Here is a 21180-nt window from a genome sequence, read left to right as displayed (position 1 = left end):
GAGCTTAGGTTAGCCTTACCTTCGTTCGCTACCGGCCCCCCGATCCGGAGGACTTCGCATGCCCGCCCGTCTTCGCGCCCTGGTCACCGTGTTGTGCGCGGCGGTTCTCGCAGCCCTGCTCCCCGCTGCCGCCGCGCACGCCGAGAGCCGGACCGTGCAGGGCGGACGGCTGGACTGGGGCATCAAGTCGTCGTTCCAGAGCTACGTCACCGGGCCCGTCGCGAAAGGCGGTTACTCCCTGACCGGGGGAGCGGCCACCGCCGGCGGCAGCACCTTCCGCTTCCACTCGGCCGCCGGCACCTACGACGGCGACACCGGCGCCTTCCGCGCCGCCTTCTCGGGCGGCGTCCACTTCCTCGGCCACCGCACCGGCACGGGCGCCCACCGGCTCGACCTCACCCTCAGCCGTCCCACCGTGAGCATCTCCGGCTCCACCGGCACGCTCTACCTGGACGTCACCGGCAAGGCGAAGGACACCGGGACGGTCACGACGTCCCGTCAGGTGCCCTTCGCCGCACTCTCCCTCGGCGGCATCGACATGCGGGGCGGCGGCAGCACCGTGGCCCTGGACAACCTGCCCGCCACCCTCACCGCCGAGGGCGCCCGGTCCTTCGCCGGGTACTACACCGCCGGCACCGCGCTGGACCCGGTGAGCCTGTCCGCCGACGTGAAGGCGGCGGCACGGCGGCAGCCGGAGAAGCAGCCGTCGAGCACGCCCGCCAAGTCACCGGAGAGCAGGCGGACTCCGCAAGGCGCCATCGAGGACGGCGCCGTCGACTGGGGCGTGCGCCGCACCTTCCGCGAGTACGTCACCGGCGACATCGCCGACGGCGAGTGGGCCCTGACCGCTGGCGCCCAGGACGGCGGCGCCCTCTTCCGCTTCCCCGGCGGCGAGGGGACGTACGCGGACGGCGCCCTCACCGCGGCCTTCGACGGCGCGGTGCGCTTCACCGGCGCGCACGGCCTGGACCTGAGCCTGAGCGGCGTACGGGCCGAGGTCCAAGGCGGCGAGGGCACGCTCTACGCCGACGTGAAGAGCCCGGACCTGAACGGTGCGAAGGTGCCCCTGGTCACCTTCACCGCCGGGGACCTGAAGCCCGCCGACGGCCTGGTGAAGGTCACCGAGGCCCCCGCGAAGCTCACCGCGCGCGGCGCCGAGGCCTTCGGCGGCATGTACCGGGCGGGCACCGAGATGGACCCGGTGTCCCTGGCCGTCGCCCTCACCGCCGACGCCGAGCTGCCCGTCCTGCCCGACCTGGGCAGCGCGCCCACGGCGAGCGCGAGCCCGCAGCCGGAGAAGACGTCCGGGCCGGAGAACCCCGCCGAACCCGTCGCGAGCACCGCCGACGACGGTGACTTCCCCGCACTTCCCGTCCCCCTCACGGCCGGCGCCCTGCTGCTGGTGGCCGCGGCCCTCGTGGCCGTCGCCGTCCGCAGGCGCCGCGCCCGGCCCGCCGCGTCCGACTCGGACGCGGACCGGGACTGACTCACGACGCCGGCCGCCCACCGGCGGCCCGCCACCCAAGGAGAACCGAGCATGTCCGTCAGACGACGCCGCTCCACCGCCCTCGCCGCCGCCGTGGCCACGGCCGCCGCACTCGGCGCCACCGCGCTGGCCACGGTCGGTCCGACCACCGCCTCGGCCGCGGAGATGCCCCTCAAGGACTACGAACTCACCTGGGGCATCAAGCAGTCGTACCGCACGTACGTGGGGATGTTCGGCGGCTTCACCACGGCGGACGGCGCCTCGCAGGCCGCCGGCAACGGCGCCTTCACCTTCGTCGACGGCGCCGGCACCTACGACACCACCGGCCACACCGTGGACCTCGCCTTCAAGGGCAGCCTGGTGAGCGCGTCCAAGGCGCACGGCTTCGAGGTGACCCTCACCGACGTGCGCTTCGACAGCGAGGCCGGTGAGATCACCGCCGACGTGAAGAAGGTCGACACCTCCCAGGGCGCCCCCGAGACCACGGAGGGCGACGACGTCCCGCTCGCCACCGTCGCCGTGACCCGCGGCATGAAGGACATGGCGACCACCCTCACCGCCGAGGCCGGGGAGTTCCTCGGCAGCGCCGGCTACGCGGGCGCGGCGGGCGACCCGCTGACGGTGGTCGAGAAGACGCCGCCGGCCACCCCGCCCGCCTCCCCGTCCCCCTCCGGGGGGCCGGGGTCGGAGCCGTCCCCGTCGTCCCCGTCGGCCACGGAGACCACGCCCACCACACCGCCGAAGACCGAGCCCCCGGCACCGGAGCCGACGCCGACGAAGACCATCGGCACCGGCCCGTCCCCGTCCGCCTCCGCCACACAGGCCCCCGCCAAGGGCGAGATCGCCGACGGCACCCTCGGCTGGGGCGTGAAGCAGTCCTTCCGCTCCTACGTCACCGGTCCCGTGGCCAAGGGGAAGGTCACCGTCTCCGGCGGCGCCACCCAGGCGGCCGGCAACGGGGCCTTCACCTTCAAGGACGCCACCGGCACCTACGACACCGACGCCGGCCAGCTCACCGCCGCCTTCCGGGGCGCCGTCAACTTCAAGGGCCACGAGACGGACGGCACGTACGGCCTCGACCTGACCCTGAGCAACATCGAGGCCACCCTCGACGGCGGCACCGGCAAGCTGACCGCCGACGTGAACAGCCTCGGCACGCGGACCGAGGGTGTCGTCCTGGCCGACCTCGAGGCGAAGTCCGCCGACCTCACCGCCCGGAACGACGTCCTCACGGTCGACGGCGTCGCCGCCACGCTCACCGAGGCCGGCGCGAAGGCCTTCGGCGACTTCTACACCGCCGGCACCGCCCTCGACGCCGTCGGCCTGTCGGTGGCGCTGAGCGAGGACGCGCGGCTCCCGTCGGGCGGCGGCACGGGCGGCACCGGCGGTTCGGGCACCGCAGGTGGCACCGGCGGCGGCACGGGCTCGACGGCCGGCGGCACCGGGTCCACCGTCGGCGGCACCGGGTCGACCACGGGCGGCTCGGCCATCGGCGGCGGCAGCCTCGCCTCCACCGGCTCGGACATCCCGGGCCCGGTCCTCGCGGGTGCGGCCGGCGTCGCCGTCGCGCTCGGCGCGGGCACGGTGTTCGCGGCGCGCAAGCGGCGCACGCAGGCCTAGGGGCGGAAAGGCGTCGCGGGCCGGGGCGGCCCCCCCGATACTGTCCGCATGCGACGGGCGGCGAGGGAACGGACACCGGGACCCCTGGTCCTGGACGTCCGGGGCCGCCCCGGCCCGCCCCCGCTGCGTTTCGTGCGGCCGGACGACGGTGCCCCGCCCGCCCTCCACCAGGGCGACCGCCCGCTGTTCCTGGCTCGTTCCTCGGGTGACGGCTGCTGCCGCGAGCTGCACCTGCGCCGCCTGCCCGGCCACCGCTCCCCGCTGCCGCCCCTGCGCGCCGCGTCGATGCGCGGGCCCGCCGACTGGCGCCACCGCTGTGCCCGTTGGCTGGAGGACGCGTCCGACGGCCCCCTGCACGACGGGCGTTGGGGGCTCACCACGCGGGCGTCCTTCGCCCCCGGCATCTGGACCGAGGACTTCGTACGGGACTGGCCGGACTGCGTCCTCGAACTGCTCTGCGGAGGCGGCTGGCACGGCGTACTGCCGCTGCGCCCCCTCTCCGAGCCCGGCGCGCCCCGCGTGAAGGCGTACCGCAAGCACGCCCGGGACGGCACCCTCGCCCCCGTACTGCTGTGGTGGGTGTCCTTCCTCGACGGCTGGCTGATCCTCGACGGGCACGACCGGGCGGTGGCGGCGCTGGCCGAGGGGAGCGAGCCGGAGTGCGTGGTGCTGGCCCGGCTGCCGGACCGGGCGCACTGGCGTCGGGAGGCGGACGAGCTCACCACGGCGCACGAGGAACGCGCCGCCCGCCCCGACGTCCCGCGCGCCACCCCGGCCCGCGCGTACGCCGACACCCTCGCCGCCCTGCCGTACGACGAGGCACCCACGCCGGTCTGGCCGCCCGCGCGCGGTGCTTGAATGCTCCGGTGACCGACTACGACGTACTGCGCGTCTTCTGCGCGCCGAACGGCGGATACGGCAACGAGCTCGGCGTGGTCCGGGACGGTTCCGTGCTGCCCGACCCCGCCGGACGGCAGGAGCTCGCCGCGAAACTCGGCTTCAGCGAGACCGTGTTCGTCGACGACCCCGAGCGCGGCGTCGTCGACATCTACACGCCCACCCTGCGGCTGCCGTTCGCCGGACATCCGTGCGTCGGCACGGCCTGGCTGCTCGACGTACCCGCACTCGTCACCCCGGCCGGGGTGGCGGGCGCCCGGCTGGACGGCGAGTTCAGCTGGATCGAGGCCCGCCCCGAGTGGGCCGCGCCGCGCACCCTGCGCCAGTACGCCTCCGCCGCCGAGGTCGACGATCTGGCGGTGCCCCCGCCGGGGGAGTGGGTTTACGCCTGGGCGTGGGAGGACGAGCCGGCCGGGCGGGTGCGGGCCCGGGCCTTCCCGGGCCGCGACGACGGTGTCGACGAGGACGAGGCGACCGGTGCGGCGGCGCTGCTGCTGACCGAGCGGCTGGGCCGGGCCCTGAACATCGCCCAGGGGGCCGGTTCGCAGATCCTGACCGCGCCGCAGCCCGAGGGGTGGGTGGAGATCGGCGGACGGGTGCGGCTGGAGCGGTGACGGGCGCCGCCGTACGGGTGGAACAGCGTGTGCGCGCGGGCACGAGGGGTTAACTCTCGCCTGACCGTTCCCTCACGCGAGAGGAAATCCATGCGCATCCGCTCCGCCCTCGCCACCGTCCTGCTGACCGCCGCCATGACCGCCGGCGGTGCCGTGACGGCCACCGCCTTCGACGGCTCCCTGCACGGTGACGAGGACGCCACCTGCAGCCCGTACTTCGGCAGCGTCTCCACGGAGATCACCGGTAGCGACGTGACCTACGGCGGCATCAACTGCCGCAGCGACGACTACGACATCGACGGCTGAGTCCGAATCTGGCCGTTCGCTCCCGGTCCCCCTCGGCCCAGGCGGCCGAGGGGGACCGGCACGTCCGCAGGGGTGCCGGCGTCGCTCACGCGGAGAGCGGGAACTCCTCGCCCAGTGCCCGGAAGACCCCCGTGTTGAGCGCGAAGGCCCGCTTGCACTCGGCCACGACCCGCTGCTTCTCCAGGTCGTCCGCGCGGATGCCGTCCAGCAGCTCCCGGTACTCGCGCTTGAAGGCGGCCGGGTTGGTGATCTCCTCGAAGACGTAGAACCGGACCCCGTCGCCCTTCCTGGCGAAGCCCCACGTCCGCTCCGCCTTGTCGCGGATGATCTGGCCGCCGGACAGGTCGCCGAGGTAGCGGGTGTAGTGGTGGGCGACGTACCCCGCCGGCCAGCTCTCGGCGCACTCGCGGACCCGGGCCGCGTACTCCTCGGTCGCGGGCAGGGCGGTCAGCTCCGTGCGCCAGTCAGGGCCTCGCAGGTGTGCCAGGTCCCGCTCCAGCGACGCCAGCCGCATCAGCTCCGGCCGGACGAACGGCCCCGCGACCGGGTCCGACGCCAGCCGGTCGGCACCGGCCTCCAGTGCCTCGTAGACGAACCACAGCTGCTCGGTGTAGCGCGCGTAGGCGTCGACGCCGAGCCGCCCGCCCAGCAGGTCGCTCATGAACGTCGAGGTCTCCGCCTCCACGTGCTGCTCGTGGGAGGCGGTGCGGATGAGCGTCGAGAAGGAGTCCATGAGCATGATTTTCTATGGTTAGGCTTACCTAAGTCAATAGGTTGCCGACGGTCTGTCGGTAAAAGCGTACCCACCCGGACGCGAAACGGCCCGCCCTCCGGGGAGAGCGGGCCGTGAAGGGTGTGCCGAGGCTACGGAAGGGTCAGGATCTCGGCCCCGGAGTCGGTCACCACCAGGGTGTGCTCGAACTGCGCCGTCCGCTTGCGGTCCTTGGTCACGACCGTCCACCCGTCGTCCCACATGTCGTACTCGTGCGTCCCGAGCGTCAGCATCGGCTCGATCGTGAAGGTCATCCCGGGCTGGATGACGGTGGTGGCGTGCGGGCTGTCGTAGTGCGGGACGATGAGCCCCGAATGGAACGACGAGTTGATCCCGTGCCCGGTGAAGTCCCGCACCACCCCGTACCCGAACCGCTTCGCGTACGACTCGATGACCCGTCCGATGATGTTGATCTGCCGGCCGGGCTTGACCGCCTTGATCGCACGGGCCAGCGACTCCCGGGTCCGCTCGACCAGCAGCCGGCTCTCCTCGTCCACCTCGCCGACCAGGTACGTCGCGTTGTTGTCGCCGTGCACGCCGCCGATGTACGCCGTCACGTCCAGGTTCACGATGTCGCCGTCGCGCAGCACCGTCGAGTCCGGGATGCCGTGGCAGATGACCTCGTTGACCGAGCTGCACAGGGACTTGGGGAAACCGCGGTAGCCCAGCGTCGACGGGTAGGCGCCGTGGTCGCACATGTACTCGTGCGCCACGCGGTCCAGCTCGTCCGTCGTCACGCCGGGCGCGATGAGCTTGGCGGCCTCCTCCATGGCCCGCGCCGCGATCCGCCCGGCCACGCGCATCGCCTCGATCGTCTCGGGCGTCTGCACCTCCGGGCCGGTGTACGGCGTCGGCGCGGGCTTGCCGACATACTCGGGCCGCCGGATGTTTCCGGGCACGGAACGGGTGGGAGACAGCTCCCCAGGGACGAGCAGCGACTGGCCAGAAGACATGACAGCGAGTCTAACCAGCGGGCATACGAGACCATGTCCCTGGCGGAAGGAGCCGGTCATGGCCCTGTTCAAGAAGCGCACGGTCGGAAAGCCGGGCGAATGGTACTACTGCCTGGAGCACCAGAAGGTCGAGGAGGGCCCGGACTGCCCGGGAAAGGACCGCTTCGGTCCGTACGCCTCCCGGACCGAGGCCGAGCACGCGATGCGGACGGCCCGCGAGCGCAACCTCGAGTGGGAGAACGACCCGAAGTGGCACGACGCCCCGGCCGGGCGGACGGACGAGGACTGACCGGCCACCCCCAGGACACCCCGGCGGCCGCCGTCACCAGCGCGACGGTGGCGGCGCGGTCAGGTGGTCGGCCAGGCGGGACAGGCGGTCGCGGAAGCGGCGGGGGCCGCGCGGGGGCGGTACCGCGTTCTCGCCGGCCGCCGCGCTGACCAGGTGCTGCACCGTGTCCAGGTCCAGCTCGGCGCCGTCCGGCACGGTCAGCGTCTCGTGCGCCATGGCCGTCAGCTCCCGCTCGTCGCTGCCCAGCGCCAGCACCGTGGCGCCGGCCCGGCGGGCGTCGTGCACCCGTTCCAGGAGCGGGGTGCCGGGGTCGTCGGGCGTCACCACCAGCAGCGTCTCCCCGCGCCGGGCCGCCGCCAGCCGGCCGAGGCCGACGGCCAGGTGCGCCGGGTCCGAGGGGCGCGCGTCGTGCCGTACGAGGGTGGGGGCCAGCTCCGGCGTCCCCGACCAGGCGGCCTCGTCCACCAGGTGTGCCGCCAGGTGCCAGGGCTCGTACCCGGCTGTCCCCACCAGCAGCAGCCCGCCCCCGTGCGGCACCACCGACCCCCTGAGCGCCCCCGCGAACCTCCGGGTGGCCCCCAGCCACTCGGTCCCGGCGAGCACTTCCCGCAACAGCGCGACCCGTACGGCGTCCATGCGCCCGCATCCTGCCGCAATCCGACCCGCACGACCCGGCGTTCGCACCGGATTCGCCCGACCCGGGGACGGCCGGGGACGTCCGGGGGACGGTCGGGTCCGGGGCGACCGGAGGCGGTCCGGGAGACGCGTGTGCAGCGGCCCCGGGACGGTCCGGTGGTGGCCGGCGCCGTGTGGGACCTCGGGCCGTGCGGTGGCCGGGACCGACGTAGGGTCGGCCCATGACCTCTACCGACAGTGCTGCACAGAAGGCCCCCGCCAAGGACCCCTGGGACCTGCCCGACGTATCCGGGCTGGTCGTCGGCGTGCTCGGTGGCACCGGCCCGCAGGGCAAGGGCCTCGCCTACCGCCTCGCCAAGGCCGGCCAGAAGGTGATCGTCGGCTCGCGCGCCGCCGAGCGTGCCGAGGCCGCCGCCGAGGAGATCGGGCACGGCGTCGAGGGCGCCGACAACGCCGAGACCGCCCGTCGCAGCGACGTCGTGATCGTCGCCGTGCCGTGGGACGGCCACGGGAAGACACTCGAGTCCCTGCGCGCGGAACTGGCCGGCAAGATCGTCGTCGACTGCGTCAACCCGCTCGGCTTCGACAAGAAGGGCGCCTACGCGCTCAAGCCCGAGGAGGGCAGCGCCGCCGAGCAGGCCGCCGCGCTGCTGCCGGACAGCCGGGTCACCGCCGCCTTCCACCACCTGTCGGCGGTCCTCCTCCAGGACCCCGCCATCGACGAGATCGACACCGACGTGATGGTGCTGGGGGAGGTCCGCGCCGACGTGGAGATCGTCCAGGCACTCGCCGGGCGCATCGCCGGGATGCGCGGCGTCTTCGCCGGGCGGCTGCGCAACGCCCACCAGGTCGAGTCGCTGGTCGCCAACCTGATCTCCGTCAACCGCCGCTACAAGGCACACGCCGGGCTCCGCGTCACCGACGTGTGAGGCGATGGGGGACACTGGTGGGTGCCGGCCGCGCCGGCGCAGTACCCGCACGTGTCCCCCGACAGGAGCCCGCCCCATGCCCCGCCTCGCCCTCTACGCCCTGGTCGTCTGCGTTCTCGCGGTGGCCGCCGCCGTCGTCTCCTTCGTGCAGGGCAGCGTCGTGATCGGCGTCGTGTGGGTGCTGCTGTCCGGTGTGTCGTCCAACATGTGCTGGTACTACGTGAAGCGGGGCCGGGACGCCCGGCGCGCCACGTCCGTCACGGGCTGACCGTGCACAGCTCGTCCGTCTGCCAGAAGCGGTACAGCTCGAAGCCGCAGTAGGTGTCGATCTCGCCGATCCCGAGGGACCGCAGGATCGCGTCGATCGCGTCGAAGAACACGCCGTTGACCGCCGGGATCCACAGCAGCGCGAAGACGATCAGCAGCCCGAACGGCGCCAGCGGCTCCACCTGCCGGCGCACGTTGTACGACAGCCACGGCTCGAGCACCCCGTAGCCGTCCAGGCCCGGCACCGGCAGGAAGTTCAGGATCGCGGCCGTCACCTGGAGCAGCGCGAGGAAGGCCAGGGCCATGCGGAATCCGCGCGGCACGCCGTCCAGCGCGTCGAGCCAGAACGGGGCCGTGCACACGACGGCGAACAGGACGTTCGTCAGCGGGCCCGCGGCCGAGATCAGGCTGTGCCGCCAGCGTCCCCGGATCCGCCCGCGCTCGATGAAGACGGCACCGCCCGGCAGACCGATCCCGCCCATGATCACGAACAGCACCGGGAGCACGATGCTCAGCAGGGCGTGCGTGTACTTCACCGGGTTCAGCGTGAGGTAGCCCTTCGCGCCGACCGAGATGTCCCCGCTGTGCAGGGCGGTGCGGGCGTGCGCGTACTCGTGCAGGCACAGCGACACGACCCAGGCGCCCGTCACGAACAGGAACACGGCCACACCCGGCTGCTCCGCGAACCCGGTCCAGGTGGCCCAGCCCGTGACCGCGGTGACGGCGACGATCCCGAGGAAGACGGGACTGATCCGCCGGTCGCTCCGGCGGAGGTGGGCGGTGGTCATGGGGCTCCCTGGGCTGTTCGGCGGACGCGGGACTCTTGAGGACTGCCCGACCGTACCGGGCGCACCGGGAAAACGTCTCGCGGTCGGCGGGAGGTTCCGGGCGGACACCGTCGGGCACCGCGCCGTGCCGGTGTGCGGACGGTGGCAGGCCCGGACGCGCCGCACCGGCAAAACCCCGTGACCGGCTCCGACGGCAGCAGGGACAATGGAGCCCGTGCGCTATCGCATCCTCGGCACCACACAGGTACTCCGCCCCGACGGCACGGCCGTCCCCGTCGGCGGGGCGCGGTTGCGCGCGCTGCTGACCGTGCTCGCCCTGCGGGCCGGCCGCACCGTGCCCGCGGGGCTGCTCGTGGAGGAGGTGTGGGCGGGCGACCCGCCCGCCGACGCGCCGGGCGCGCTGCAGGCGCTGGTCGGGCGGCTGCGCCGGGCGCTCGGCGCGGACGCGGTGGCCTCCGCCGACGGCGGCTACCGGCTCACCGCCGGCCCCGACGACGTCGACCTGCACCGCTTCGACCGGCTGGCCGGCGAGGGCGCCCGCGCCCTCGCCGACGGCGACCCCGCCAAGGCGGCCGTCGTGCTCGACGACGCCCTCGCCCTGTGGCGTTCCCCGGCCCTCGCCGACCTGCCCGACCGCACCGCGGAGGCGGCCCGCTGGGAGGCGCGGCACCTGGACGCGCTGCGCGTCCGCCACACGGCCGCCCTGGACCTGGGGCAGGCCGAGCACTCCCTGCCGGAGCTGACCGCGCTGTGCGACGGCCACCCCCTGGACGAATCCCTCCAGGCGCTGCGGCTGCGCGCCCTGCGCGACACCGGCCGCACCGCCGAGGCACTGGCCGCCTACGAGGACGTACGCCGCCTGCTCGCGGACCGGCTCGGCGCCGATCCGGGGCCCGAACTGCGGGCGCTGCACGCGCGGTTGCTCGATCCCGGGGCGTTCGACACGTCGTCCGCCCGGCGGCCGGGTGCGCCGGGCGCCGGCCTCTCGACGTCCGCCGCGCGCCCGGGTGCGCCGACCGCGCCCGCTCCGCCCGCCCGTACCGGGGCGCACCCTCACGTACCCACCGAACCGCGTCCCGCACCGGCGGCACCGGACGGCCCCGGCGCCGCCGCTTCCGCAGCGACCCACCCAGCGGCGCCCTCCGACCCCACCGCGCCCCCCGACCCCACCGCGTACGCCACCCCGGCGGCTCCCGTCGGCACCGACGGGTCCGGCACCGCGTCCGCCCCCCGCCCCCGCGGCAACCTCCGAGCCCGGCTCACCTCCTTCGTCGGCCGGGACTCCGACCTGGACGTCCTGCGCGCCGACCTGGCGACCACACGGCTGGTCACCCTCCTCGGACCCGGCGGCGCCGGCAAGACCAGGCTGTCGCAGGAGGCCGCCGAGGGGGCGGGGGAGCCCGCGCGGGACGGCGCCTGGCTGGCCGAGCTGGCCCCCGTCGACGACCCCGGCGCCGTACCGGAGGCGGTGCTGACCGCGCTGGGCGCCCGCGAGACCGTGCTGTACGGCGCCGGCGCCGAGGAGATGCGGGCCGTCGCCGCCTCCGACCGGCGGGCCACCGCCGTCGAGCGCCTCGTCGAGCACTGCGGCCGGCGCCGCATGCTGATCGTCCTGGACAACTGCGAGCACGTCGTCGACGCCGCCGCCCGCCTCGCCGAGGAACTGCTCGCCCGCTGCCCGAACCTGACCGTCCTCGCCACCAGCCGCGAACCCCTCGGCGTACCCGGGGAGCTGCTGCGCCCGGTGGAGCCGCTGCCCGAGCCGGCCGCGCTGCGCCTGCTCGCCGACCGGGGAGCCGCCGCCCGCCCCGGCTTCCGCCCCGACGCCGACGAGGAGACCGCGCGCGCCTGCGCCGAGATCTGCCGCCGCCTCGACGGCCTGCCGCTGGCCATCGAACTGGCCGCCGCCCGGCTGCGGATGCTGACCCCCCGCCAGATCGCCGACCGCCTCGACGACCGCTTCCGCCTGCTCACCCTGGGCAGCCGCACCGTCCTGCCCCGCCAGCAGACCCTGCGCGCCGTCGTCGACTGGTCCTGGGAGCTGCTGGACGAGGAGGAGCGGGACGTGCTGCGCCGCCTGTCCGTCTTCGCCGGCGGCTGCGACCTGGCCGCCGCCGAGGCCGTCTGCGGGCCCGCCGCCCTGGACGCGCTGGGCTCCCTCGTCGACAAGTCCCTGGTCGTGGCCGCGCCGTCCGGGAGCGACGGCATGCGCTACCGGCTCCTGGAGACCGTCGCCGAGTACGCCGCCGAACGCCTCGACGAGACCGGCGGCCGAGCCGCGGCCGAGCGCGCGCACCTGACGTACTACCGCGAACTCGCCCGCACCACCGACCCGTTGCTGCGCGGCCCCGAGCAGCTCACCGCCATCGGGCGGCTGGAGCGCGAGTACGAGAACCTGCGCACCGCCCTGCGCCACGCCATCGCCGAGCGCGACGAGCAGGAGGCGCTGAGCCTGGCCCTGTCGCTGGTCTGGTACTGGCAGATGCGCGACCTGCGGGTCGAGGCCCGGAACTGGTTCAGCGAGGTCATGGCCCTCGGCCCGGACCCGTTCGCCGAGCCGGTCCGCCGCGCCGAGCCGGTGTGGGAGCGGTGCACGGCCGCCCCGCCCCCGATGACCGGCGAAGTGCTCGCCGAGGCCCGGCGCGGCGTCCACCTCGCCCACCTCGCCTGCATGGACACCGAGCTGGACGCCTGGCAGAACCCGGCTGCCAGGCGGAAACTGCGCGTCATCTCCGAGACGTACGAACCCGGCATGCCCCAGACCTGCACCCCGCCCGGTCTGCTCTGGTTCTTCGCCGTGATGCTCTCCGGCGACATGGAGCGCCTGCGCGTGATCATGGACGCCGCCGTGCGCACCTGCCGCGAGACACCGGGATACGACTGGGCACTGGCCGGCAGCCTCCAGATGCGCGCCAACTTTCTGGCCAACCGCACGGAGTGGGCCGGCGACGCGGCCGGCGACGCCGACGAGGCGCTGGAGATCTACCGCCGCCTCGGCGACGCCTGGGGCACCGCCGAGGCGCTCTCCGCCCGCGCCGAGGCCCGGGAGCGCAAGGGCGAGTTCCGGCTCGCCGCCGCCGACTACCGGGCGGCCGCGCGGCACGCCGAACGGCTCGGCGCGAACGCCCAGGTGGACGTCCTGGAGGCCCGCCTCGGCAGCGTGCTGCTGGAGGCCGGCGAGGACGAGGAGGGCGAGCGCATCCTGTACGCCGTGATCGACCGCACCGACGGGGCCGGGCACAGCGGCGCCATGCCGGCCGCCCGGCTCTTCCTCGCCGGCTGGCTCGGCATGACCGGCCGGACCGCCGAGGCACGGGTGCAGCTGCGGCTGCTGCGCGAGGACTTCGCCATCTCCCACTTCATCGTCTTCGACGCCTTCATCCTCGCCGCCGAGGCGTGGATCGCCACGCTGGAGGACCGGCACGAGGAGTGCCTGGACAAGGTCCGCAAGTCGCTGGAGAAGGCAGAGGACCCGCTGTCCGCGGCCGTCGCCCCGCACATGCGCTCCGGGTACCTGACCATCGCCGCGATGGCGCTGGCCCGCGTGGACGGCGGGCGCCGGGCCGCCGACGCCGCGCGCTGCATCGGCGCCGCCGACGCGATGCTGCCGCCGGAGCACGTCTCGATGGGCCTGGAGCGGGACGCGCGCGTCCGGGCCACCGGCCGGGTCCGCGAGGTGCTCGACGCCGAGGCGTACGAGGCCGCGTACGCCGAGGGCGCCGGCCTCTCCCCGCGGGAGGCCGTCGCCCTCGTCTGACCCGGACCCACGTCCGTGCGGACGGGTCAGGTCTTCGTGCGGAACTTGTGGATGGCGACCGGCGCCATGACCGCCGTGATCGCCACCGACCAGCCCAGCGTGATCCACAGGTCGTGCGCGACCGGACCGCCCACCATCAGACCGCGCGCCGCGTCGGCGAGCGTGGACAGCGGGTTGTAGTCGGTGAAGGCCTGCAGCCAGCCCGGCATCGACTGCGTCGGCGCGAAGATCGACGAGCCGAACTGCAGCGGGAACAGCACCAGGAAGCCCATGGCCTGCACGGACTGGGCGTTCTTCAGGACCACGCCCAGGGTGATGAACACCCACATGATCGACGAGGCGAACACCGCCGACAGGCCCACGGCCGCGAGCAGGCCGGCCCAGTTCCCGATGTCGAAGCCGACCAGGACCGCGACGATCATCAGCACCGCCGTCGCGAACAGCATCCGCAGCATCTCCACCGCGATCTTCGCGAAGAGCACCGAGCCGCGGCCGATCGGCAGCGACCGGAAGCGGTCCATCACGCCCGAGTTGAAGTCCTGGCTGAAGCCGGTGCCGACGCCCTGGGAGAGCGTCATGCTCATCATCGCGATCATGCCGGGGATCACGTACTGCACGTAGCCGTCCTGGCCGCCGCCCAGGGCCTGGCCGATCGACCCGCCGAAGACGTACACGAACAGCAGGGTGAAGACGACCGGCATCAGCACGGCGTCGAACATCGACTCCGGGTCCTGCCGGATCCACAGCAGGTTGCGGCGGACCAGGGCGGCGGTGTGCCGCACGTGCCCGCGCAGCGAGATCCGGGCGTCGGGAGCGGAGACGGGGGTGGGGGTGACGGTGGTGGCGCTCATACGGCGACCTCCTCGCGGGCGTCGTCGGTGCTGGGCGCGGGGTCCTGCGGGGCACTGGCGCGGTGGCCGGTGAGGGACAGGAAGACCTCGTCCAGGCTGGGCAGTTCGGTGGTGACGGAGGAGACGGTGATGCCGCGCGCGGTGACCGCGCCGACCACCGCGGTCAGCTGCTCGTCGCTGAGGATCGGCACCAGGACGGCACCGCGCTCCGTGTCCACGGTGGAGCTGGCGAGCCCCGTGATGCCCAGCTCGTCCAGGTGGGAGGCGAGCGGGCGCAGCTGGAGCGGGTCGGCCGGGCGGACGCGCAGGGTGCGGCCGCCGACCTTGGCCTTCAGGTCCTCGATGCCGCCGTTCGCGATGACCTTGCCCCGGTCCACGACGGTCAGCTCGGAGGCGAGCTGCTCGGCCTCCTCCATGTACTGGGTGGTGAGCAGCACGGTGACGCCGTCGCCGACCATGCGCTTGACCTCGTCCCACACCTCGTTGCGGGTGCGCGGGTCCAGTCCGGTGGTCGGCTCGTCCAAATACAGCACCGCCGGGTGCCCGATCATGGAGGCGGCCAGGTCGAGGCGGCGCCGCATGCCGCCCGAGTAGGTGGACGCGGGCCGCTTGGCGGCCTCGGTGAGCGAGAACCGCTCCAGCAGCTCGTCGGCCCGCCTGCGGGCGTCCCCGCGGGACAGGTCGAGCAGGCGCCCGATCATGTAGAGGTTCTCCCAGCCGGGCAGCTTCTCGTCCACGGACGCGTACTGTCCGGTGAGCCCTATCGCCCGCCGCAGCTGCCGGGGCTGCCGTACGACGTCGTAGCCGGCGACGTGCGCCTGGCCGGAGTCGGGCGTGATGAGGGTGGACAGGATGCGGACGAGGGTCGTCTTGCCGGCCCCGTTCGGCCCGAGCACGCCCATCACGGTGCCCTCGCGCACGTCGAGGTCGACGCCGTCCAGTGCCTTGGTCTCGCCGTAGTGCTTGACCAGCCCCCGCACGGTGACCGCGCTGCCCGCGGTCCGGGGGGTGTCGTCGATTCGCTTCATGCCGACGACGTTGTCAGCCCCTGCCGACAAACCACCGACATCCCGCCGACAGGACGGCGGCGGCGCCGACATCCCACCGACAGGGCCGGGACGGCGACCGGCCCCGCCGACGGGGGAAGATCGGCGGGGCCGGTGTGTGGTGCCGCGATGGCTCAGTGGACGGAGTGCTCCTCCTGCGGGAACGTTCCGCCGACGACGTCCTCGGCGAAGGACTTCGCCGCGTCGCCGATGACCTGGCGCAGGTCGGCGTACTTCTTCACGAACTTCGGCACCCGGCCGCCGGTCAGCCCCAGCATGTCGGTCCACACCAGCACCTGGGCGTCCGTGCCGGGCCCGGCCCCGATGCCGACCGTCGGGATGTGCAGCGACCGCGTCACCTCGGCGGCGAGCTCGGCCGGCACCAGCTCCAGGACGACCGCGAAGGCGCCCGCGTCCTGCACGGCCTTGGCGTCGCGCAGCAGCTGCTGGGCCGCCTCCTCGCCCCGGCCCTGCACCCGGTAGCCCATGGCGTTGACGGACTGCGGGGTGAGGCCGATGTGCGCCATCACCGGGATGCCGGACTCGACGAGCAGCCGGATCTGTTCGTGCGACCGCTCACCGCCCTCCAGCTTCACGGCGCCGACGCCCGCCTCCTTCACCAGCCGGGTCGCCGAGCGCAGCGCCTGCACCGGGCCCTCCTGGTACGAGCCGAACGGCAGGTCGCCGACGATCAGGGCGCGGGAGGTGCCGCGGACGACGGCCGCGGACAGCATGGTCATCTCGTCGAGAGTGACCGGCACGGTGGTGTCGTAGCCGAGGTGGCAGTTGCCCGCGGAGTCGCCGACGAGCATGACCGGGATGCCGGCCTCGTCGAAGACGGACGCGGTCATCGCGTCGTAGGCGGTGAGCATGGGCCACTTCTCGCCGCGCTCCTTGGCGGCGGCGATGTCCCGGACGGTGATGCGACGGTTGCTCTTGCCCCCGTACAGCGCCTTGTTCCCGTCGGCGGGCCGGCTCTGTGGCGTCTGGGCAGCCGAAAGCTGCGTCATGGCAACGGCTCCTTCATGTCATCTCGAGGCACCCTCACGGCGTCCCCGGATCCCTTCCATGGTGGCACTTCCCGCTGCCCGGCGGCTAGTGGACCCCCGCCACGGGCCCTGAGTGCCCCCTGCGCCGGGCGGGGCGAATGTGCTCGTTCTGTCACAGAGGCGCCCAGGACGGCGGCGTTCGGAACTCCGGACGGAGCCTCGTACGTCCTCGTGCCCGTACGGCCGTCCAGGGACGGCAGGAACGGAACCGATCATCCCCTAGGGTGCTGAGTCACGGGGGCGACGGTGTGCACGGCAGGCAGTGAGGCGACGGTATGGCGCAGCAGGCGTACATCACGGAGACGGACGACGGCGGCTCGGGGCCCGAGCCGCGGGTGACCCGGATTCGGCGCCTGTACGACCGGGCGGTCACCGGGTGGCGCGGCGACCGGCGGATCTGGCGCCGGGGGCTGATCACCGCGGCGGTGGCGGTCGTCCTGGCGGGCGTGATGGCGGCCCACTCCCACATCCCGAACGCCGTCGGCAACCTCGGCAGCCTCACCGAGACCTTCCTGCCGTGGTTCGGCCTGCTGGTCCCCGTCCTGCTGGTGATCGCGCTCGCCCGCAAGTCGGCGACGGCGCTGATCGCGCTGGTGCTGCCGGTCAGCGTGTGGCTCAACCTCTTCGGCGGCCTCCTCTTCGACAAGACCGGCGCCGGCGGCGACCTCACCGTCGCCACGCACAACGTCAACGCCGACAACGCCGACCCGGCCGGCACCGCCCGCGCCGTGGCCGCCGCCGGCGCGGACGTGATGGCCCTGGAGGAGCTGAAGGCGACCGCGGTGCCGACGTACGAGAAGGCGCTGGAGTCGAAGTACCCGCACCACGCGGTCGTCGGCACGGTCGGGCTGTGGAGCAAGTACCCGCTGAGCGACGTGAAGCCCGTCGACATCGAGCTCGGCTGGAAGCGCGCGATGCGCGCCACCGTCGCCACGCCCTCCGGGCCGGTCGCCGTGTACGTCGCCCACCTGCCCTCCGTACGGGTGAAGCTGGAGGCCGGCTTCACCGCCCGGCAGCGGGACAAGAGCGCCAACGCCCTCGGCGAGGCCATCGCCGACGAGAAGCTGGACCGCAAGATCCTGCTCGGCGACCTCAACGGCACCATGAACGACCGCGCCCTCACCGCCATCACCTCCCAGATGCGCTCCCCGCAGGGCGCGGTGGGCGACGGCTTCGGCTTCAGCTGGCCGGCGGCGTTCCCGATGGCCCGCATCGACCAGATCCTGGTCAGCGGGGTCGAACCGACGACCAGCTGGACCCTCCCGGCCACCGGCAGCGACCACCTCCCGATCGCCGCGCGTGTGAAGGTCGACACAACCGCCTCCTGAGATTCGTCGGCGGAATACTCGCCCTGAGAGCCTTTGTTCCGTACGGGAACATAACGACCTCCCCGCCCCGTACGCACTCCGCTCGAAAGCTCTCGAAAGGCGAGACCCTTCATGCCCCTGGCTCTGCTCGCCCTTGCCGTGGGCGCCTTCGGCATCGGTACCACCGAGTTCGTGATGATGGGCCTGCTGCCCGACGTCGCGGACGACCTGGACATCTCGATCCCCAGCGCCGGCCACCTGGTCTCGGCGTACGCGCTCGGCGTCGTCATCGGCGCCCCGCTGCTCGCGGCGGCGACGGCGCGGATGTCCCGCCGCACGGTCCTGATCGCCCTGATGGCGCTGTTCGTGGTCGGCAACGCCCTGTCCGCCGTCGCCCCCGGCGAGGTCTCCCTCCTCGCCGCCCGCTTCGTCAGCGGCCTGCCGCACGGCGCCTTCTTCGGCGTCGGCGCCGTGGTCGCCACCGGCATGGTCGCGCCGGAACGCAAGGCCCGCTCCGTCTCCCTGATGTTCCTGGGCCTGACCGTCGCCAACATCGTCGGCGTCCCCGCCGCCACCGCCGTGGGCCAGCAGCTCGGCTGGCGGGCGACCTTCCTCGGCGTCAGCGCGATCGGCGTCGCGGCGATAGCGGCGCTGGTCGCCCTGATACCCCGCGACCACGCCCCCGCCCCCACCACCGGCCTGCGCGGCGAACTGGCCGCCCTGCGCTCGGTGCCCGTCTGGCTGGCCCTCGGCACGACGGTCGCGGGCTTCGGCGCGCTCTTCGCCGCGTACAGCTACATCACGCCGATGCTCACGGACGCCGCCGGCTTCGCCGAGGCCAGCGTGACGCTGCTGCTGGCGCTGTTCGGCGTCGGCGCCACCGCGGGCAACCTGCTGGGCGGCCGCCTGGCCGACCACTCCCTGCGGGGCACCCTCTTCGGCGGCCTGGCCTCGCTGGTCGTCGTCCTCGTCCTCTTCCCGCTCCTGATGCGCACCCCGGTGACGGCCGCCGTCGCGGTGGCCCTGCTCGGCATGGCCGCCTTCGTCACCGGCTCCCCCCTCCAGCTGATGGTCATGGAGAAGGCGTCGGCGGCCCCCTCCCTCGCCTCCTCGGCCAACCAGGCCGCCTTCAACCTCGCCAACGCCGGCGGCGCCTGGATCGGCGGCCTCGCCCTGGCCGCGGGCTTCGGCGTCACCTCCCCGGCGACGGCGGGCGCGGGGCTCGCGGTGCTCGGCCTGGCGGTCGCGGGCGCGGCGTGGGCGGTGGACCGGCGCCGGGGCGCCGCCGCCGTGGCCGCCGGGCGCGAGCGGGTGGTCGCGGGGCACGTGCCGGAGGCGGTGGAAGCCGTACGGCGGTGATGGCGGGACGCCGTGCGAGCGGCCGGTCCGGCTGTCGGCGGCACCTCGGCGTCGGCCCCGCCCGTCCGGCGGCCCGGTAGCCCCGTGGTGAGTACGCGACGGGGCCGCCCGGCCGACGGCGGGCCGGTGTCCGTCCGGGCCGCAGGCGGACCGTCGGCGGCCCTGCCGACTGCCCGGCGGCAACGAAAACCGCGTGCGCGGTCGCTCCCCGCGGCGCGAGGATGCGGCACATGACCGCCGTCCTCGTCACCGCCCCCGCCCGCCTCGGTGAAACCCCTCTTCCCGACGGACGCCTGCTCGGCTGGGCCGAGTGGGGTCCGCCGGACGGCGTACCGGTCCTGCTCTGCCCCGGCGCGGCCACGAGCCGCCGGCTCGGCTTCGGCGCGGGCGTCGTGGAGGCGCTCGGCGTCCGCCTGGTCTCCGTGGACCGCCCCGGCCTGGGCGCCTCCACGCCCGCCCCCGCCCGCACCTTCACCGACTTCGCCGTCGACATGCGCGCTCTGTGCGACCTGCGGGGCCTGGGCCGCCCTGCCGTGGTCGGCAACTCGCAGGGCGCCCCGTTCGCCCTCGCCTGCGCCGAGGCGGGCTTCGCCTCCGCGCTGGCCCTCGTCTCGGCCGCCGACGAGGTGGCGGCCCCCGAGTTCGCCGCCGCGCTCCCCGCCGAACTGCGCGCCCTGACCGAACGGGCCGTACGGGACGCGTCCGGCGCCGAGGAGTTCTTCGCCGCCTTCGACGCGGACGCGATGTGGGACATGGTCATGGGTGGCAGCCCGGCCTGCGACCTCGCCGTGTACCGGGAGGACGGCTTCGCGGCCGCCTACCGCCACGCCCTGTCGGAAGGCTTCGCCCAGGGCGCGGCGGCCGGCTACGCCCGCGACACCGTCCTCGCCATGGGCCGCTGGCCCTTCGCGCTGGACGCCGTCACCGTCCCGGTCGACATCTGGTACGGCGAACACGACACCAGCCACTCCCCAGACAACGGCGCCCTCCTGTCGGCGCGGATACCCGGGGCCCGTCGCCACGTCGTACCGGGGATCGGGGGTGCCCTGCTGTGGACCCACGCGGAGCCGGTCCTCACCGCGCTGCTCGACCGTCATCCGTTGGCGTGCGCGGAGCCCGGTTCCCGCCCGCAGGCGTAGTACGGCGCCCTACCGTGTCGCCCGTCGCGGTACGGCGCGTACGAGGAGGGGTGCGGATGCCGGTGAACGGCGAGGCGGACGAGCCGGGTTGGGAGGTCGACCCGGACGACGAGTGGGGTGTGGCCGTCCTCACCACCGTGGGGAGGCAGTTGAAGCTGCGCCGCGAGGCGGTGGGGATGCGGGCGGGCGACTTCGGAGTGGCGGTCGGATACGGGGAGGACCTCGTCTACAAGGTGGAGGGCGGGAAGCGGATTCCTCGGCGGGAGTATCTGGAGAGGGCCGACGAGGTGCTGCGGGCCGGCGGTCTCATCGCCGCCGCCTGGGAGGACGTGAAGAAGGTCCGGTACCCCAAGCAGGTGCGGGACCTGGCGAAGATGGAGTCCCGGGCGGTCGAATCGCTCTCGTACGGCAGCTACAGCCTGCACGGGCTGCTCCAGACCGAGGAGTACGCGCGCGCACTCCTCGGCATGCGACGGCCGGCCCTCACCGAGGACGAGGTGGAGAACGCCGTCGCCGCGCGCATGGGCCGCAAGGCGATGTTCGAACGGGCTCCGGCCCCGGAACTCAGCTTCGTCCAGGAGGAGGCGACCCTCAGGCGCCCCGTGGGAGGCATGATGGTTCTGCGCCGGCAGCTCGAACACCTGCTGGAAGTCGGGCGATCGAGGCATGTGGAGATCCAGGTGATGCCGACGTCTCGTGCCGACCATCCGGGAGGCGGGCGGATGCAAGTGCTCAAGTTCGAGGACGGCACGGCGGTCGGTCGGGCCGACGACATGTTCGGCGGTCGGCCCGTCACGGATCCCCGGCAGCTGCGCATCCTCGAACTGCGCTATGGCAGTATCCGGGCCGAGGCCCTGTCCGCCCGGGAGTCAGTGGCCTTCATCGGACAACTGCTGGGGGAGACATGAGCCGCAAGGGCACATCCGGACACCTCGCCGACCTGGCCTGGTTCAAGAGCAGCCACAGCGACACCAGCGAGCCCAGCGACTGCGTCGAGGTCGCGATAGCCCCCGCCACCATCCACGTCCGCGACTCCAAGCGCCCCGGCGGCCCCCGCCTCGCCCTGTCCCGGGCGGCGTGGTCGGCCTTCGTGGCCGACACCGGACAGGCGTGAG

21 protein-coding genes are annotated in these 21180 nt (G+C 74.0%); 14 read left to right on the top strand and 7 right to left on the bottom strand.

What is annotated here, in order from left to right; genetic code table 11:
• Positions 1 to 58: 58 nt before the first annotated feature.
• From ACFW47_RS01520 to ACFW47_RS01500, 5 genes are all read left to right on the top strand, one after another.
• Positions 59 to 1486 carry an HtaA domain-containing protein gene (locus ACFW47_RS01520; protein ID WP_386304315.1) on the top strand — a complete coding sequence of 476 codons (1428 nt, stop codon included), beginning with the start codon at positions 59 to 61 and terminating at the stop codon, positions 1484 to 1486.
• A gap of 51 nt (positions 1487 to 1537) precedes the next feature.
• Entirely contained in the window at positions 1538 to 3106 is a 1569-nt protein-coding gene (locus tag ACFW47_RS01515; RefSeq protein WP_386304314.1) for an HtaA domain-containing protein, read from the top strand.
• A gap of 48 nt (positions 3107 to 3154) precedes the next feature.
• Complete coding sequence (locus ACFW47_RS01510) at positions 3155 to 3964, top strand: hypothetical protein (protein ID WP_386279291.1); 810 nt, start codon at positions 3155 to 3157, stop codon at positions 3962 to 3964.
• Between the two features lie 8 nt (positions 3965 to 3972).
• Positions 3973 to 4617, top strand: coding sequence for a PhzF family phenazine biosynthesis protein (locus ACFW47_RS01505; RefSeq protein ID WP_386304313.1), 645 nt, complete (start codon positions 3973 to 3975; stop codon positions 4615 to 4617).
• 90 nt (positions 4618 to 4707) lie between these two features.
• Positions 4708 to 4923 carry a hypothetical protein gene (locus tag ACFW47_RS01500; RefSeq protein WP_386304310.1) on the top strand — a complete coding sequence of 72 codons (216 nt, stop codon included), beginning with the start codon at positions 4708 to 4710 and terminating at the stop codon, positions 4921 to 4923.
• A gap of 85 nt (positions 4924 to 5008) precedes the next feature.
• Here the strand turns inward: ACFW47_RS01500 and ACFW47_RS01495 are convergent, their stop codons facing one another.
• Both ACFW47_RS01495 and map read right to left on the bottom strand, forming a co-directional pair.
• Positions 5009 to 5656 carry a heme oxygenase (biliverdin-producing) gene (locus tag ACFW47_RS01495; RefSeq protein ID WP_386304307.1) on the bottom strand — a complete coding sequence of 216 codons (648 nt, stop codon included), beginning with the start codon at positions 5654 to 5656 and terminating at the stop codon, positions 5009 to 5011.
• Between the two features lie 131 nt (positions 5657 to 5787).
• Positions 5788 to 6648 carry a type I methionyl aminopeptidase gene (gene map, locus ACFW47_RS01490; RefSeq protein WP_386279299.1) on the bottom strand — a complete coding sequence of 287 codons (861 nt, stop codon included), beginning with the start codon at positions 6646 to 6648 and terminating at the stop codon, positions 5788 to 5790.
• A gap of 58 nt (positions 6649 to 6706) precedes the next feature.
• On the opposite strand from map, the gene ACFW47_RS01485 reads away from it, so the two are divergent.
• A complete protein-coding gene (locus tag ACFW47_RS01485; RefSeq protein WP_272585518.1) occupies positions 6707 to 6937 on the top strand; it encodes a hypothetical protein in 231 nt (76 codons plus the stop codon).
• Positions 6938 to 6970: 33 nt separating this feature from the next.
• On the opposite strand, the gene ACFW47_RS01480 is transcribed toward ACFW47_RS01485, so the two are convergent.
• A complete protein-coding gene (locus ACFW47_RS01480; protein ID WP_386279301.1) occupies positions 6971 to 7573 on the bottom strand; it encodes a hypothetical protein in 603 nt (200 codons plus the stop codon).
• A 221-nt stretch (positions 7574 to 7794) separates the two neighbouring features.
• Here ACFW47_RS01480 and npdG point away from each other — a divergent pair, with 221 nt between their 5' ends.
• Together npdG and ACFW47_RS01470 are read left to right on the top strand one after the other, a co-directional pair.
• A complete protein-coding gene (gene npdG, locus ACFW47_RS01475; protein ID WP_386279303.1) occupies positions 7795 to 8502 on the top strand; it encodes an NADPH-dependent F420 reductase in 708 nt (235 codons plus the stop codon).
• 76 nt (positions 8503 to 8578) lie between these two features.
• Positions 8579 to 8770, top strand: coding sequence for a hypothetical protein (locus tag ACFW47_RS01470; RefSeq protein WP_052839954.1), 192 nt, complete (start codon positions 8579 to 8581; stop codon positions 8768 to 8770).
• Here ACFW47_RS01470 and ACFW47_RS01465 read toward each other — a convergent pair.
• On the bottom strand, positions 8760 to 9557 hold the full coding sequence (locus ACFW47_RS01465) for a site-2 protease family protein (protein WP_386279306.1): 798 nt from the start codon (positions 9555 to 9557) through the stop codon (positions 8760 to 8762). The genes ACFW47_RS01470 and ACFW47_RS01465 overlap by 11 nt on opposite strands.
• Before the next feature lie 205 nt (positions 9558 to 9762).
• Here ACFW47_RS01465 and ACFW47_RS01460 point away from each other — a divergent pair, with 205 nt between their 5' ends.
• Positions 9763 to 13314, top strand: coding sequence for a BTAD domain-containing putative transcriptional regulator (locus ACFW47_RS01460; RefSeq protein ID WP_386279308.1), 3552 nt, complete (start codon positions 9763 to 9765; stop codon positions 13312 to 13314).
• A gap of 26 nt (positions 13315 to 13340) precedes the next feature.
• On the opposite strand, the gene ACFW47_RS01455 is transcribed toward ACFW47_RS01460, so the two are convergent.
• From ACFW47_RS01455 to panB, 3 genes are all read right to left on the bottom strand, one after another.
• Positions 13341 to 14165 carry an ABC transporter permease gene (locus ACFW47_RS01455; protein WP_386279310.1) on the bottom strand — a complete coding sequence of 275 codons (825 nt, stop codon included), beginning with the start codon at positions 14163 to 14165 and terminating at the stop codon, positions 13341 to 13343.
• Complete coding sequence (locus tag ACFW47_RS01450; protein ID WP_386279312.1) at positions 14162 to 15193, bottom strand: ATP-binding cassette domain-containing protein; 1032 nt, start codon at positions 15191 to 15193, stop codon at positions 14162 to 14164. The genes ACFW47_RS01455 and ACFW47_RS01450 overlap by 4 nt, the downstream gene beginning before the upstream one ends.
• A gap of 152 nt (positions 15194 to 15345) precedes the next feature.
• Positions 15346 to 16221 carry a 3-methyl-2-oxobutanoate hydroxymethyltransferase gene (gene panB / locus ACFW47_RS01445; protein ID WP_073722392.1) on the bottom strand — a complete coding sequence of 292 codons (876 nt, stop codon included), beginning with the start codon at positions 16219 to 16221 and terminating at the stop codon, positions 15346 to 15348.
• 314 nt (positions 16222 to 16535) lie between these two features.
• Between panB and ACFW47_RS01440 the strand changes: the two genes are divergently transcribed.
• From ACFW47_RS01440 to ACFW47_RS01420, 5 genes are all read left to right on the top strand, one after another.
• Positions 16536 to 17588 carry an endonuclease/exonuclease/phosphatase family protein gene (locus tag ACFW47_RS01440; RefSeq protein WP_386279315.1) on the top strand — a complete coding sequence of 351 codons (1053 nt, stop codon included), beginning with the start codon at positions 16536 to 16538 and terminating at the stop codon, positions 17586 to 17588.
• Positions 17589 to 17699: 111 nt separating this feature from the next.
• On the top strand, positions 17700 to 18926 hold the full coding sequence (locus ACFW47_RS01435; RefSeq protein ID WP_386304305.1) for an MFS transporter: 1227 nt from the start codon (positions 17700 to 17702) through the stop codon (positions 18924 to 18926).
• A gap of 230 nt (positions 18927 to 19156) precedes the next feature.
• On the top strand, positions 19157 to 20065 hold the full coding sequence (locus ACFW47_RS01430) for an alpha/beta fold hydrolase (protein WP_386304303.1): 909 nt from the start codon (positions 19157 to 19159) through the stop codon (positions 20063 to 20065).
• Positions 20066 to 20121: 56 nt separating this feature from the next.
• Positions 20122 to 20973: a helix-turn-helix domain-containing protein gene (locus ACFW47_RS01425; protein WP_386279321.1), complete on the top strand. Its 852-nt coding sequence runs from the start codon at positions 20122 to 20124 to the stop codon at positions 20971 to 20973.
• Positions 20970 to 21179 (top strand): DUF397 domain-containing protein, encoded by a 210-nt coding sequence (locus tag ACFW47_RS01420; RefSeq protein WP_386279323.1) that lies wholly within the window; start codon positions 20970 to 20972, stop codon positions 21177 to 21179. Before ACFW47_RS01425 ends, ACFW47_RS01420 begins: the two co-directional genes overlap by 4 nt.
• The last annotated feature ends 1 nt before the right edge of the window (position 21180 follow it).

This window comes from Streptomyces sp. NPDC058796, from assembly GCF_042745235.1.
In the GTDB taxonomy this organism is placed as follows: Bacteria; Actinomycetota; Actinomycetes; order Streptomycetales; family Streptomycetaceae; genus Streptomyces.
Note: the sequence above shows the minus strand (reverse complement) of the source record. Positions and strands in the feature narration are given on the sequence as shown.